We start from the raw sequence: 13,192 nt of genomic DNA, 5'->3' as shown, positions 1-13,192 counted from the left end.
CCGCCATGCCCACTGCCGCCCTGGACCAGATCGTCGTCGATTCCGCCGCGCCGACGGACCTCGTCCGCTTCTGGGCCTGGCTCCTCGGGGCCGAGCAGGTCGACCGCGCCGACGGGTGGTCCTTCCTGCCCGCCGCAGCGGGGCGGCCGCGCATCTCCTTCCAGCCCGTTCCGGACCCCGCCGAGGGGCGGTTCCGGTTCCACCTGGACGTGCGGGTCGAGGACATCGCCGCGGTCGCGCGCGCGGCGCGGGAGAAGGGGGCCGCCGTCGAGGGGCCGGTCGTCACCGACGCGCAGGGAGCCTTTCAGCGCATGGCCGACCCCGAGGGGAACGTGTTCTGCCTGACCTCTCCCTCTTCGTCCTGAGGGGCGGGGGCCTGGTCCTCCTCGTCGGGCAGGGGCACGCTCCACCGCAGCAGGGTGCCGCCGGCCAGGCTGGGCTCGGCGCTGAACGTGCCGCCCAGGCTCGTTGCGCGCTCCTCCAGGTTGCGCAGCCCGCTGCGCCGCCCGCACGGCTCGATGCCCTTGCCGTTGTCGCTCACGTGCAGCGTGACGTGGGTGTCCACGTCCACCGACACGTGCACCTCGGTGGCGTGCGCGTGCCGCGCCACGTTGGACAGGGCCTCGCCCAGCACCGCCAGCAGCTGCTCGCCGACCTTCTCGGGCACCGAGGCGTCGATCGGCCCCTCCAGCCGCACGCCCGGCTGGCAGCCCAGTGACCGGGCCGCCCCCTCGGCCGCGTCCAGGATCCGCCCGCGCAGCGAGGTGTCGTTGCAGGCCGGCGGGGTCTGCAGGGCGAACACCGTGGAGCGGATCTCCCGGATGGTCTCGTCCAGGTCGTCGATGGTGTGCTGGATCCGGTCCCGCGCCTGCGGTGCCTCCACCAGCCGCAGCGTGCTCATCAGGGTCATCGCCGAGGCGAACATCCGCTGGATGACCACGTCGTGCAGGTCCTTGGCGATGCGGTCGCGGTCCTCCAGCACGACCAGCCGCTCGGCGTCCCGCCGGGCCTCGGCCAGTTCCAGGGCGACCGCCGCCTGCCCGGCGAAGGCGTCGATCATGTGCCGGGTCGTGGCGCCGAAGGGGGAGCTCACCCCCTTCTTGGCGAGCAGCAGCACGCCGCGGGTGCGGTCCGGGGTGCCCAGCGGTACCAGCAGCCCCGGGCCGAAGCCGCGGTGGGTGAGCATGGGGCAGTCGGCGTGCCGCAGGTCCGGGATGGTGACCGCCTCGCCGTGCCGGTACACCGCGCCGCACGCGGTCTGGGACACCGTCAGCGGCGTGCCCAGGATCTGCCCGGCCACCGGGCCGTCGGCGATCTGGGCGATGAGCTCGCGGCCGCGGGGGTCGGGCAGCAGCACCACGGCGATGTCGGCCCCGGCCATCTCCCGGGCGTTGCGGGCCAGCAGGCCCAGCACGTCGTGCGGGTCCTCGCCGGACAGCAGCCGGGTGGTGATGTCGGTGGAGGCCGACAGCCACCGCTCCCTGCGCCGGGTCTCCTCGTACAGCCGGGCGTTCTCGATCGCCACGCCGGCGGCGGTGGCCAGCGCGGTCACCACGGCCTCGTCGTCCTCGTCGAACTGGCCGGCGCCGCGCTTCTCGGTGAGGTAGAGGTTGCCGAACACCTCGTCGCGCACCTGGATCGGGACGCCCAGGAAGGACCGCATCGGCGGGTGGCCGTCGGGGAATCCGTGCCGCCCGGGGTGGCGGGACAGGTCGCCGAGGCGGAGCGCGCGCCGCTCGCGGGTGGGCACGGCCAGCAGCCCCTCGCCGTGCGGGAACCGGCTCACCCGGGCGGCCTGCTCCTCGGTCAGCCCCACCGGGATGAACTCGCTGAACCGGCCGTCCTCCCCGATGACCCCCAGACCGGCGTACCGGGCGTCCACCAGGTCGGCCGCGGCCTGGGTGAGCCGCCGCAGCACGGTGCCCAGGTCGAGCTCGCGGCCGATGGACAGCACGGCCTCAAGCAGCGAGTGCACGCGGTCGCGGCTGCTCAGCTCGGTCTGCAGCCGGGCGTTGAGCTCGGCGAGGAGCTCGTCCAGGCTGGTCCGAGGGCGCGGTGTTGCTTCGGGGAGTTCGGTCACGGGTCCTACCTCCGACCGTCACGCTGGCGTTGCGACTCGCTTCCCACCGTGAAAATTACCGGTATTCCGTGACGGAGCGTCCCCGCGGGAGGGATCGAGGACCCTTTCCGTGGCCGAACGGGAGGGAGAAAATCGGAGTTCTCGGTTGTCCGTATAGGGGGTCATGCTACGGTCGCTCCAGATCCGGGCGCCCCCCGCGGCCCTGGGTCCGTTCGACCGTCGTCCTTCCCTCCGCGAAACGAGGACCCGCGATGCGCCGCACGGAAAGGCCGGGACGCGCGAAGCGCGCGCTGGTCGCCGTGCGCTCGGGCGCCGGGGGAACCGCGCGCAGGGGTCTGATCGTCGCCGGTTTCGCGGCGGCCGCCTGGCTGGCGGGCTCCGTCGCGGCCTCGGCCGACGAGGGGCCCGGCAAGGGCGGTCCGGTGGGCCCCGTCGCCGGAGGCGGCGCCGGTGCGTCCGCCCCCGCGGTTCCGGGGGGCGGGGAAACGGCGCGGCAGGAGCCCGCGCCCGAGCCGAAGCCCGAGGCGCGGCCCGAGACCGCTTCGCAGGGGTCCACTCCGCAGAATTCCGCTCAGCAGGATTCCGCTCCGCAGGGCCGTTCTCCCCAGGGGGCCTCCGGCTCCGGCGACTCTGCCGGAAAGGCGGCCCCGAAGGCGGCCCCGAAGGAATCCCCGCAGGAGTCGTCGAAGCCGGCCTCGGACGAGACGTCCCGCCGGTCCGACCGCTCTGGCCGCTCCGACCGCTCCGGCGGCGAGCAGCGCGGGCCGGTCACCGGCACCGCCCGGTCGGCCGTCTCGGCGGTCGGCGGCGTCGCGGGACTCGGCTCCGGGGACGAGCGCGCCGACGGCGCCGAGGGCGCGGCCGCTGCCGCCCCCGGCAAGGGCCGGGGCGCGGGCCGCGGCGCCGACCGGCTCCTGAACGGCTTCATGGGGCACGGCGGACCCGGCGCCGCCTTCGGCGCCTCCGACGTGCCGGGCGTTCCAGGCAAGGCCTTCGGCCTGGCCCGGAACGCCGCGAACGGCACCGTCGGCGAGCGGTCCGGCACGGACACCGACGAGCCCGCCGACGACGGGAGCGCCGACACCGGCGGCGACGGCGGGGCCCAGGCCTCCGCCGACCGGCCGCGGACCGGGCCCGCCCGCCACCACGCACCCGGCGCCGCCGTCCCCGCACCGGGGGACGCGGGCGCCGCGGCCGCGGAGGACGCCGTCCCCGCCGCCGATGACACCGGGGCCGAGCGCGGCGCGCCCGCCGCCCACCAGGCCTCCCCGCTGGCCGTCGGCGCCTCGGCGTCCGGCGGTGCCCCGCCCGCCGTCGCGGGCTACCTTCCCGCGGCCGTCGCGCCGCGTCCCTCGGTCGGCCTTCCCGGCACCCCCGGCGCCCCCGCGGCGGCGGTGCCCCAGGACCCCGCCGACGAGCCCGGCGTCTCCCCGGACTAGCGCCGCCGTCCACCGGGCCGTGTCGCCCGAGCCGCCCGCGCCGCGTGCGCGGACGCTCCGCACACGGCGTCCCGGCGCCTTCCTCGGCACCGCACCGCCCTTCACGTCCCAGTGCCCGTGAGCCCTGGGGGCCGACGTGAGCTCCTCCCGCCGGGAGGGTTCACGCCGGCCGGCGGTCCGCCAGACCCGCCGGACGGCCCCGCCCCGAAGGATCCCCGCCCACCAGGCGCGGGAGCCCACGGACGGGGAGCCCGCACACCCCACCGTCCAGAAGTGGCCGCACCGCGCCGGAGGCCGGGCGCGAAGCGGCGATCCCCACTGCACATGCGATGACCACACGATCCGGGAAGGATCTCCCAATGTTCGAGTTCGCTCGGAACTCCGCGAAGGCCGTTCTGGTGGCGGCGGGCGCCGCCGGCTTCGCCGCTCTCGGCGCGGGGGCCGCGGCCGCCGCGCCCGCCCCGCAGGCGCTCTCCCCGCTGACCGACGCCGCCCCGCTGGTGGCCTCGGCCGCGCTGGCCCCGGTCACCGCCCCGCTGGCCGCGGGCGAGGTGCCCGACATGGCGCGCACCGCGCCCGCCCCCGACACCCGCAACCTGGCCCTGGCCGGGCACGACGCCTCCGGCGCGGGCGGCGCGGTGGACCAGGGGATGACCGCGCTCGACGGCGCCGTGGACCAGGCCCTGGGCCAGGGCGCGGCCGGCCCGCAGCGGCAGAGCGCGCCGCTGGCCGGCGGCGCCGGGCACCCCGCCAAGGGCGTCAACGGCCTGGTGCACGGCACGGCGAACAGCGTCCCCCGGGGCAACCCGGCACCCGGGGCCGGGGGCGCGGTGCGCGACACCGCGGACACCGTCACCGACATGGTCGTGGTGGCCGAACAGGACGACGTGCGCACCATGAGCGCCGAGCAGGGCGTCGCCGGCGGTCTGGCCGGGACGGCCGAGGGGCCGGTGCGCGAGGTGCTGCCGAACACCGCCGGGGAGCTGGACGCGATGTCCGAGGAGCCCCCGGTGTCGGTGGACGAGGGCGCCGTCGGCGACACCCTCGCGGGCGGCCTGCCCACCGAGGGCCTGGCCGCCGAGGAGCTGCCCGCCCCCGCGTCGCTGCCCGAGACGGGCCTGCCCACCGGGGCCGTTCCCTCCGACGGGCTGCCCTCGGACGCCCTGGCCACCGACAGCCTGAACGCCGACGTCACCGACGGCTTGGCCGTCGGCCCCGAGCTGCCCGGCACCGACGCTCTGCCGGAGGTGCCCCTGGGCTAGCTCCCCGAGGCCGTGCGTCCCGCGAGTCTCCGTCCACCGCGGGACGCACGACGGCCCTGGGCGGCGCGCGACCGGCCCCGGCGAGCGGGGCGTCCGGCGGGGTTGTGGGGACCCCCCGGACGGAGACGCCGGTGGCCAGGTCGCCCGTCCAGGGCCCCAGGTGCCGCCCGCGGTGTCCGCTGGGACCGCGGGCGGCACCGCTGTTTCCGGGGCCGTCCCGGGGCGACGGCGCGCAGTGGGGACCGGCTCCGGGGGCCCGTGCTTCCACCGGCCTGAGAAGGACCGCCGTAGTCCAGCGGTCACGCTCCGGCCCGCCTACCTGGAGAACGGGGCCCACCGCCCGGACCCGTTCCCGTGCCCCGACCGAGAAGGCGGGCCCGACCGGTCGGTTCCGGTCGGGCCCGCCTTCTCGCTCTCCGGCCTTCGTGCCCGGCTCCGATCAGGCTCGGGCGGGCGGGGTCAGGCCTCGCCCTCTTCGGCGGCCTGGTCCCCGTCCTTCTTCCCGGACTCCTCCGGGTCGGCGTGCGGGGAGCCGGGGGTGCCGGAGGACTCGGTGGAGGTGGGCTCGCCCAGCGCGCTGCCCTCGACCCACTCGTCCCAGCCCCGGACCCAGAAGCCCCAGCCGTTGTCGACCTCCATCTCGCGGCCGCTGTCGACGACGTCGATGGGGTCGCCCGGAAGGCTCTCGTCGTAGATCCACTTGGAGTCGGAGACCGCCATGTTCACGCAGCCGTGGCTGGTGTTGGCCTCGCCCAGCATCCCGTTCCAGGGAGCGCTGTGCAGGAACTCGCCGGAGTCGGAGATGCGGACCGCGTAGTCCACGACCTCCTCGTAGTAGTTCGGGTCCTCCGGGGAGACGCCGAGCGTGTCGTTGCTCATCCGGTAGTTCGTGTGCTTCTCCATCACCAGGTGCACGCCGCTGCGGGTGATGTAGCTGTGCTGGGTGTTCTGCCCCAGGCTGACCGGGAACTCCTTGAGCTTCTCCCCGTCGCGCTCCACGGTCATGTGGTGCGCGTCGTTGTCGATCTCGACGAGCTGCTCGCGGCCCACCTCGAACTCGATGCTGCTGTTCTCGATGCCGTACACCCCGTCGGAGGCCTGCACCCCCGCCAGGTTCAGGTCGACGGTGACCTTCTGGTCCGGCTCCCAGTACTCCTCGGTGCGGAACACCGCGCGCTTGTCGCCGAACCAGTTCCAGGCGCCCTGGGCCGGCTTCTCCGAGACCACGTCCATCGCGGCCTCGACCCGGTCCTTGTTCTCCACCGGCATGTCGAAGTCGATGACGATCGGCATGCCCACGCCCACCGTCTGCCCGTCCAGCAGGTTCCGCGCGCGGGTGTCGGTCTTGACCTCCAGCCGCTTCCCCTCGACCGAGGGCTCCACGGAGAAGCGGCTGACCGCCTCCGTCTCCTCGCCGTCGGCGTTCTCGGCCACCGCCGTCACGGTCACGTCCGTCCCGGGCGTCAGCGTCCAGTCGCTGGTCCAGGAGGCCTTGTCCTCATCGAGCGACCCGGTCATCGAGGTGTCGGGCTCGCCCTCGCCCTCCGGGGCGGCCTGCTCCACCACGACGTCGGTGATCTCGCCGTTCTCGGCGTCGACGGTGACCGGGGCGTCCGGGGCGACGGTCTCGGTCCCGTCCTCGGGGGCGATGGCGACTTCCGCCGCCTCGGCGGCGCCGGTCAGGTCGCCTTCGTCACCACCGGTGCAGGCGGTCGCGGCGAACACGGCGGCCGCGACGCCCAGCGCCGGCAGGCGGCGGGTCGACAGCAGGGCGGGGCGGGGAGTCACTGGGGGTCCTCCATGTCGTCGGTGCGGTACGGGGCGGATGCGGCGCGTGGGGAGTGCGCACTCCGTGCCCCGTTCGATCCCGCTTCGGGGGATTCGGTTCGGAAAAGTGCGGGAGACTACCGGGGGACATTCCACCAAAGCCGGGCGTCCCGCGCGGCGCCGGGGGCGCGGGCGACCGGATCCGGCCGCCCGCGGGCCTCACCGGCCGTCGTCGCCGGTGCCCTCGCCGAGCCCGTCCTCGCACGGGTTCGCGGTGGCGTCGCGGCCCTCGATGCCGTCCACCCCCTCGCCCCCGTCCTCCGAGGCGCCGTCGGGGCCGAGAGCGACCGGGGCGATATGGCCGCCGCCGTCGGCGGACGAGGGCTCGGCCCCCGGGGAGGGGGACGGCTCGGCGCCGGGGTCGGACGGGGAGGACGACGGGCCGTCCTCCGGCGCCTGGTCGGACTCCTGGTCGGGCTCCTGGTCGGGGTCGCGGTCCTCCTTGATGGCGGCGAACAGCTCGGCGGCCTCGTCCGTGCGCCAGACCACCCGGTTGGGGTCGCCGGGCGCCTGGGCCCAGGGCACGGTGTAGAAGCCGATCTCGTCGAGTTCGGACTCGCTCAGCGTGGAGGCGATCGAGACCATCTTGTCCAGGGACAGGTCCCGGTCGGTGGCGGTGTGCTCGGAGATCGAGCGCAGCAGCCCGTCCAGCCGCCCGGGGTCGGTCAGCACACCGCCCCCGGTCACCTCGGCGGCCAGCGCCCCGAGGAACATCTGCTGGCGGTCGATGCGCCCGATGTCGCCGCCGTCGCCGATCTCGTAGCGGGCGCGCACGAACGCCAGCGACTCCTCGCCGTCCAGCCGCTGCCGCCCGGCGTCCAGGTCGAGCTGGGCGCGCTCGTCCTGCATCGGTTCGGGGATGCACATCGGCACGCCGCCGATGGCGTCGACCATGTCCCGGAACCCGACGAAGTTCAGGTGCACGAAGTGGTCGATGCGCACGTCGGTCAGGGATTCGATGGTCTTGACCGCGCACGGCGGCCCGCCGTGGAACAGCGCCGCGTTGATCATGCCGTAGTAGCCCCGCGTCCCCTCGGCGTCGCCGTAGGCGTCGCACTGGGGCAGCTGCACCAGGGAGTCGCGCGGGAAGTTGACCACGGTGACCCGCCCGCCGGGCGAGATGTGCGCGAGCATCAGCGAGTCGGAGCGCTCGCCGACGAAGTCCTTGCCGCCGTAGGCGGCGTTCCCGTCCTCCCGGTCGTCGGACCCGATGAACAGGATGTTGGCATCGTCCCCGATCTTCTCCGGGCGCTCCTCCTCGTCGAGGGCGGCGTTCAGGTCGTGCTGGACCATGTCGGAGCGGAGCGAGTGGTAGTAGCCGTAGGCGGTGGCGGCTCCGGCGGCCAGGACCACGGCCAGGGCGGCGGCGGTCCAGCCGATCGCGCGGGCGAGCCCGCGGCGGCGGCCGCTCCTGGGCGGCGTGTCGGGCGGCGGCTCGGCCGCGGCCCCCGCGGGCGGATCGCCGGGGTCGCCCGGAGCGGGGCGGGTGGCGTCATCGGGCATCGGTGGGGATCTTCTCGACGGGAGCGATGGACGGAGGTCCGTGCGGTTCCGGCCACCATGCGGGGGAGAGAAGGGCCGACAGGACACGGGCGGACCACGGCGCGGTGGTGGGGATCGTCCTCCGCGGGTGAGCTGATTTTACGAGACGGGCGCCCTCAATTGCGCGTGGGGGATGCCCGTATTCGGAATCGTTGCCCGGAAACCCGGGGGAAATTCCGCGGGGCGCGTGCGGACCCGTTCGCGACCTCGGAACGGTCCGCCGCGCGCCCCGCGCGGGCCGCGGATCAGCCCCGCCGCGCGTACAGTCCGTCCGCGAGGTAGACCAGTGCGGCCGCCACGACGATCTGCACGATCAGGACGAGGAGGAGGTGGAGGGACAATAGCGAGGCGAGCCAGCCCCCCACGAACGCGGCGACGATCCCCAGGAGCACGGTGAGCCAGATGGACAGGTGCTGCTTGCCGGGGACGACCAGGCGGCCCAGGGCCCCGATGATGAGCCCGACGACGACGGCCTGAATGATCATCCAGATCAGTTCGAACACGGCGTTCCCCCTTCATCGCACCGGATGGACCGGCGGGGCGTGCGGCCCCGCAGGTATACCTATCCGCGTTCCGGGCTGTGAATGTGTGCCGAAGGGCGCTTTTGTCGTCCTTGGAAACACTGTGACCTGCACTTTTAGAGTCTGGTTGAAGGGTGTGGCGCTGAGGTGAGCCCGCTCGGCACCATAGGTGGGGCGTGACCGCGCCGAACCCGCCGCGCCGCACCGCGTGCAGGACGGGCACACGGGACGGCGCACGTGTTCGCCGGACCCGGCCGGGGGCAGGGATGGGGGTGCCCCCGGCCGGTCCATCCGACGGACCCACGCCGTGGAGCCCGCTGCGGACGTTCGACCGCGGCGGCTCCCGCGGCACCTCACGTGCGCCGCCCGGCTCCCAGCAGCTCGGCGCCGGCCGCGGTCAGGGTGTGCAGGACATGGTTGCGGTCCCGGGTGCTGACGATCAGGCCCGCCTCGCGGAGCACCCGGGTGTGGTGGCTGGCCGCGGCGGGCGAGATGTGCAGCCGCGCCGCCAGCTCGTTGGTGGTGGCCCCGTCGGCGACGACCGTCAGCGCCGCCGCCCGGGTGGCGCCGAGCAGGTTGCCCAGCGCCCGCTCCCCGCCCGAGGAGAGCACGTTCTGCCTGCGGGTGCGGTACACGCCGTTGTGCATCGGGTAGACGAGCACCGGCGGCAGCTCCGGGTCGGCCAGTGCCACCGGGTACTTCCAGCAGAAGTAGGACGGGATCAGGCGCAGCCCGCGTCCGCGCAGGGGCAGCTCGATGTCGTGGTCGCCGGGGTAGACCACGTGCAGTACCGGCTGTTCCCAGCGCATCAGCGGCTCGAAGCCGGCCAGCAGCCCGTGCACGCCGCCTTCGAGCAGGTCCCGCGAGCGCCGCACCCGGTCGGCGTCGACGTCGGCGTGCAGGTCGTCCCAGAACGGTTCCAGGGCGACGCGCCGGTACTCGCGCAGACTCTCGGCCAGCTCGCGGCGGGCCCGCCGGTCCCCGTCGGCCAGGGCGCGCGCCCACGAGCCCAGCCCGTCGCCCATGGCGGCCACGATGCCCAGCTGCGCCTCCAGCTCCCGGCGGGGCAGCCCCTCGATCGCCTCCAGGGCGGGCTCGAACCCGAACTGCCCCTCGTCGGGGGTGAGGAAGTCGGGGAAGTACATCGACTGCGGGGCGATGGGGATGAGCCGGTTCTTGAGGGCGGGGGTGAGCCCGGAGGCGGCGAGCCGTTCGCGGGCCTCGCCGTACCAGCGGTCGACGAGGTTGCGGCCGCGGCGGTTCTGCAGCCGGTGCAGGCTGAGCACGAGCTCCCACATGGGGTCGGCGCCGGGCGCGACCCGTGTCCGGGCCAGGTCCGCGTCGGTGAAGTGGATGCGCAGCATCGGTGGTCGGGTTCTCCGCGATGGCCGGGCGGGGTACGCCCATCGTTTCAGGTCGGAGCCCCGGCCACCATGCGGAGCAGGGCGGGGGCGGGTAAGGGGTCCGTCCGTGTTCGGTCAGCGGATCAGACGCCTGCGCCGCCTCACTCGTTCCAGAAGTCGCTCTCCTCGGGGTCCTTGGTGCGCGCCTTGGTACGCGGGCGGCGGCCCGGCTTGCGCGCGGACGAGCCGGACGAGGACGCCCCTGACGTGGAAGGGCCGGAGGAGGAGCCGGACGGGGACGATTCGGCGGACGCGTCCGGCGCCTCCGCCCCCTCCGGTGCCGACGGCCCGGACGGCGCCGTTTCGGACGCCCCGGAACCGGACGGGGAGGAGGCGCCGGAATCGGACGCCGGCGCGGCGGCCCGCGGCACGGCCCCGGAGCGGATGTTCAGCGCCTCGTCCTCCACGTCCAGCATCTTCTGCATGCCCTGTGGGGCGGCCGGGACCTTCTCGCCGCGGAAGTGGGAGCCCAGCACCTCCAGCGCGTGGTCGCAGAGCATCCGGCGGCCCTGCTCGGCGCGCTGGCCGCTGAGCTCCTGCAGCTCGGTCAGGTGGAGTTCGCGCAGCAGCCGCACCGCGTTGCGGATCCGCTCGCGGGTGCGGCGGTCGGCGATGGCCACGGCCAGCGTCTCGGCCTCGGCGAGCCCGGTGGTGGGGCCCTCGCCCAGCAGGGCGGCGTCCCGCTCGGCGATGAACAGGCCGGTCAGGCGGCGGATGGACTCGCGCGCGGTGGCCCGGGCCTCGCCCCGGTTGGCGTGGCGGGTCTGCAGCCAGGTGACGGTCGCGCTGCTGGCGAGGCTCACGGCGCCGCCGGTCAGCACGAGGAGGAATTCGTCCACGGCGTTCTCCAGGGGGAAGGGGGAGCGGGTGGTCCGGCAGCATTCGCGAGTCAGGGGCGGATTGTCAAGCTTCGTGGGCCCTTCCTGGGCCCCCGAAGCCGCGCCGAACCCCCCGGAACCGTTCCCCGCGGGGCGGGGGAGGGCCGCGCCGCGCCGCCCTCCCCCGCGGGCGTCAGTGCGCCACGGCCTTCTCGGCCCCCGCACCGGTGAGCGAGCGGACCTCCATCTCCGCCTGCTTCTCCGGGTCGGCCGGGTCCTTGGACAGCATCGTGCCCAGCCAGCCGAGCAGGAAGGACAGCGGGATGGAGACCAGCCCCGGGTTGCTCAGCGGGAACAGCGCGAAGTCCGCGCCGGGGATCATCGCCGTCTCGCTGCCGGACACCGCCGGGGAGAAGACGATCAGCACGATCGCGGCGCCCAGCCCGCCGTACATGCTCCACAGCGCGCCCGTGGTGTTGAACCGCCGCCAGAACAGCGTGTACAGGATGGTCGGCAGGTTGGCCGAGGCGGCCACCGCGAAGGCCAGCGCGACCAGGAAGGCCACGTTCTGGTCCTTGGCCAGGATGCCGCCGGCGATCGCGCAGGCGCCGATCACCAGCGCCGTCACCCGGGCCACCTTGACCTCGTTGACCGCGGACTCCTTGCCCTTGCGCAGCACGTTGACGTAGACGTCGTGGGCGAAGGACGCCGAGGCGGTGATCGTCAGGCCGGCCACCACCGCCAGGATGGTCGCGAAGGCCACCGCGGCGATGAACCCGAGCAGCAGCGGGCCGCCCAGGGCCAGCGCCAGCAGCGGCGCCGCCGCGTTCGCCCCGCCCGGAGCCGAGCTGATCTCCTCGGGCCCCACCAGGGCGCCGGCGCCGTACCCCAGCACCAGGGTGAACAGGTAGAACAGGCCGATCAGGGAGATCGCCCAGACCACCGAGCGGCGGGCCTCCTTGGCGGTGGGCACGGTGTAGAACCGCATCAGCACGTGCGGCAGGCCCGCCGTGCCCAGCACCAGGGCCAGCGCCAGGGAGATGAAGTCCAGCTGGGTCAGCAGGTTCTCGCCGTACTTGGCGCCGGGGGCGAGCAGGTCCTGGCCCGCGCCGTCCGGCCGCGCGGCCGCCCGGCCGAGCAGCTCGGACAGGTTGAAGCCGTACAGCGCCAGCACCCACACGGTCATCGCCAGCGCGCCGGCGATGAGCAGGCCCGCCTTGATGATCTGCACCCAGGTGGTGCCCTTCATGCCGCCGATGAGGACGTAGAGGATCATCACCACGCCCACCACGGCGATCACGATCGCCTGGCCGACCTCGCCCTCGATGCCCATGAGCAGGTTGACCAGGCTGCCGCCGCCGGCCATCTGGGCCAGCAGGTAGAAGAAGGACACCGCCAGGGTGGCCAGCGCGGCGGCGGCCCGCACCGGGCGCTGGCGCATCCGGAAGGCCAGCACGTCGCCCATGGTGAACTTGCCGGTGTTGCGCAGCAGCTCGGCCACGAGCAGCAGCGCGACCAGCCAGGCCACCAGGAACCCGATCGAGTACAGGAAGCCGTCGTAGCCGTTGATCGCGATGGCGCCGCAGATGCCCAGGAAGGAGGCGGCCGACAGGTAGTCGCCGGCGATCGCGAACCCGTTCTGCGGCCCGGTGAAGGAGCGCCCGGCGGCGTAGTAGTCCGCCGCGGTGCGGGTGTTGCGGCTGGCGCGGAACACGATGAACAGGGTCACCGCCACGAACAGCCCGAAGATGCTCATGTTGAGCACCGGGTTGATCTCGCTCATCGGTCCTCCTCCCGGTCCTGCTCCTGGCGCGCGGTCTCGTTCTCGAGGTGCTCGCGCAGCCGCCCGGCGACGGGGTCCAGCCGCCGGTTGGCGTAGCTCGCGTACAGGCCGGTGATGACGAACGTCGTCACGAACTGCAGCAGGCCGAAGACGATGCCGACGTTGACGTTGCCGGCCACCGGGGTGCTCATGAACCCGGGGGCGAACACGGCCAGCAGCACGTACAGCAGGTACCAGGCGATGAAGAACGCGGTCAGGGGGAACACGAAGACCTTGAGCCGCCGCCGGAGCTCGGTGAACTCGGGCCCCGACTGGACTTCGCGCCATCGGTCGTCGGGGGCGCCGCCGACGTCGCGCTCGATGCCGGTTCCGGTCACGCCACACCTCCAGGGGGAACGGGTGAATGTGCTCCACGCCACAGTAGGGAGCGGGGCATCCGCACGTAACCTGCCTGGGGAGGAACCGCGCGGGTGTGCGCCGAGCGGTCGGTGAGCGGTCGCCCCGGCGCGATGAGCGG

11 protein-coding genes are annotated in these 13,192 nt (G+C 74.4%); 3 read left to right on the top strand and 8 right to left on the bottom strand.

All coding sequences use genetic code 11. From position 1 onward, the window contains the following. Nucleotides 1-5: 5 nt before the first annotated feature. Nucleotides 6-365 (top strand): VOC family protein, encoded by a 360-nt coding sequence (locus tag C892_RS0105830; protein WP_017556461.1) that lies wholly within the window; start codon nt 6-8, stop codon nt 363-365. On the opposite strand, the gene C892_RS0105825 is transcribed toward C892_RS0105830, so the two are convergent. Next, complete coding sequence (locus tag C892_RS0105825) at nt 305-2,080, bottom strand: sensor histidine kinase (protein WP_017556460.1); 1,776 nt, start codon at nt 2,078-2,080, stop codon at nt 305-307. The two genes, C892_RS0105830 and C892_RS0105825, sit on opposite strands and share 61 nt — an antisense overlap. Nucleotides 2,081-2,331: 251 nt before the next feature. Here C892_RS0105825 and C892_RS0105820 point away from each other — a divergent pair, with 251 nt between their 5' ends. Continuing rightward, nucleotides 2,332-3,519 carry a hypothetical protein gene (locus C892_RS0105820; protein WP_026124156.1) on the top strand — a complete coding sequence of 396 codons (1,188 nt, stop codon included), beginning with the start codon at nt 2,332-2,334 and terminating at the stop codon, nt 3,517-3,519. 359 nt (nt 3,520-3,878) lie between these two features. Then, nucleotides 3,879-4,781 (top strand): hypothetical protein, encoded by a 903-nt coding sequence (locus C892_RS0105815; RefSeq protein WP_017539818.1) that lies wholly within the window; start codon nt 3,879-3,881, stop codon nt 4,779-4,781. A gap of 459 nt (nt 4,782-5,240) precedes the next feature. On the opposite strand, the gene C892_RS0105810 is transcribed toward C892_RS0105815, so the two are convergent. The 7 genes from C892_RS0105810 to C892_RS0105780 all read right to left on the bottom strand — a co-directional run bounded on the left by C892_RS0105810 (nt 5,241) and on the right by C892_RS0105780 (nt 13,052). Further along, nucleotides 5,241-6,569 carry a L,D-transpeptidase gene (locus C892_RS0105810; protein WP_017556459.1) on the bottom strand — a complete coding sequence of 443 codons (1,329 nt, stop codon included), beginning with the start codon at nt 6,567-6,569 and terminating at the stop codon, nt 5,241-5,243. A gap of 198 nt (nt 6,570-6,767) precedes the next feature. Then, nucleotides 6,768-8,111, bottom strand: coding sequence for an LCP family protein (locus C892_RS0105805; protein WP_017556458.1), 1,344 nt, complete (start codon nt 8,109-8,111; stop codon nt 6,768-6,770). A gap of 284 nt (nt 8,112-8,395) precedes the next feature. Continuing rightward, nucleotides 8,396-8,635 carry a GlsB/YeaQ/YmgE family stress response membrane protein gene (locus C892_RS0105800; protein ID WP_040685311.1) on the bottom strand — a complete coding sequence of 80 codons (240 nt, stop codon included), beginning with the start codon at nt 8,633-8,635 and terminating at the stop codon, nt 8,396-8,398. Nucleotides 8,636-9,024: 389 nt separating this feature from the next. Beyond that, entirely contained in the window at nt 9,025-10,035 is a 1,011-nt protein-coding gene (locus tag C892_RS0105795) for an ArsR/SmtB family transcription factor (protein WP_017556456.1), read from the bottom strand. A gap of 140 nt (nt 10,036-10,175) precedes the next feature. Continuing rightward, on the bottom strand, nt 10,176-10,913 hold the full coding sequence (locus tag C892_RS28630) for a hypothetical protein (RefSeq protein WP_040685271.1): 738 nt from the start codon (nt 10,911-10,913) through the stop codon (nt 10,176-10,178). A 172-nt stretch (nt 10,914-11,085) separates the two neighbouring features. Beyond that, the gene (locus C892_RS0105785; protein ID WP_017556455.1) at nt 11,086-12,675 is read right to left on the bottom strand and encodes a monocarboxylic acid transporter; all 1,590 of its coding nucleotides are present in this window, start codon (nt 12,673-12,675) and stop codon (nt 11,086-11,088) included. Further along, nucleotides 12,672-13,052, bottom strand: coding sequence for a DUF485 domain-containing protein (locus tag C892_RS0105780; protein WP_017556454.1), 381 nt, complete (start codon nt 13,050-13,052; stop codon nt 12,672-12,674). The genes C892_RS0105785 and C892_RS0105780 overlap by 4 nt, the downstream gene beginning before the upstream one ends. Nucleotides 13,053-13,192 lie beyond the last annotated feature (140 nt).

This window comes from Nocardiopsis baichengensis YIM 90130 (assembly GCF_000341205.1).
GTDB lineage: Bacteria > Actinomycetota > Actinomycetes > Streptosporangiales > Streptosporangiaceae > Nocardiopsis_A > Nocardiopsis_A halophila.
This window is presented reverse-complemented; position numbering and strand designations above follow the sequence as displayed.

What these genes read in the sequence shown, in the direction of transcription:
- C892_RS0105830 (WP_017556461.1), top strand. Translation starts at nt 6, where the DNA reads ATGCCCACTGCCGCCCTGGACCAGATCGTCGTCGATTCCGCCGCGCCG.
- C892_RS0105820 (WP_026124156.1), top strand. Translation starts at nt 2,332, where the DNA reads ATGCGCCGCACGGAAAGGCCGGGACGCGCGAAGCGCGCGCTGGTCGCC.
- C892_RS0105815 (WP_017539818.1), top strand. Translation starts at nt 3,879, where the DNA reads ATGTTCGAGTTCGCTCGGAACTCCGCGAAGGCCGTTCTGGTGGCGGCG.
- C892_RS0105805 (WP_017556458.1), bottom strand. Translation starts at nt 8,111, where the DNA reads ATGCCCGATGACGCCACCCGCCCCGCTCCGGGCGACCCCGGCGATCCG.
- C892_RS0105800 (WP_040685311.1), bottom strand. Translation starts at nt 8,635, where the DNA reads ATGATCATTCAGGCCGTCGTCGTCGGGCTCATCATCGGGGCCCTGGGC.
- C892_RS0105795 (WP_017556456.1), bottom strand. Translation starts at nt 10,035, where the DNA reads ATGCTGCGCATCCACTTCACCGACGCGGACCTGGCCCGGACACGGGTC.
- C892_RS0105785 (WP_017556455.1), bottom strand. Translation starts at nt 12,675, where the DNA reads ATGAGCGAGATCAACCCGGTGCTCAACATGAGCATCTTCGGGCTGTTC.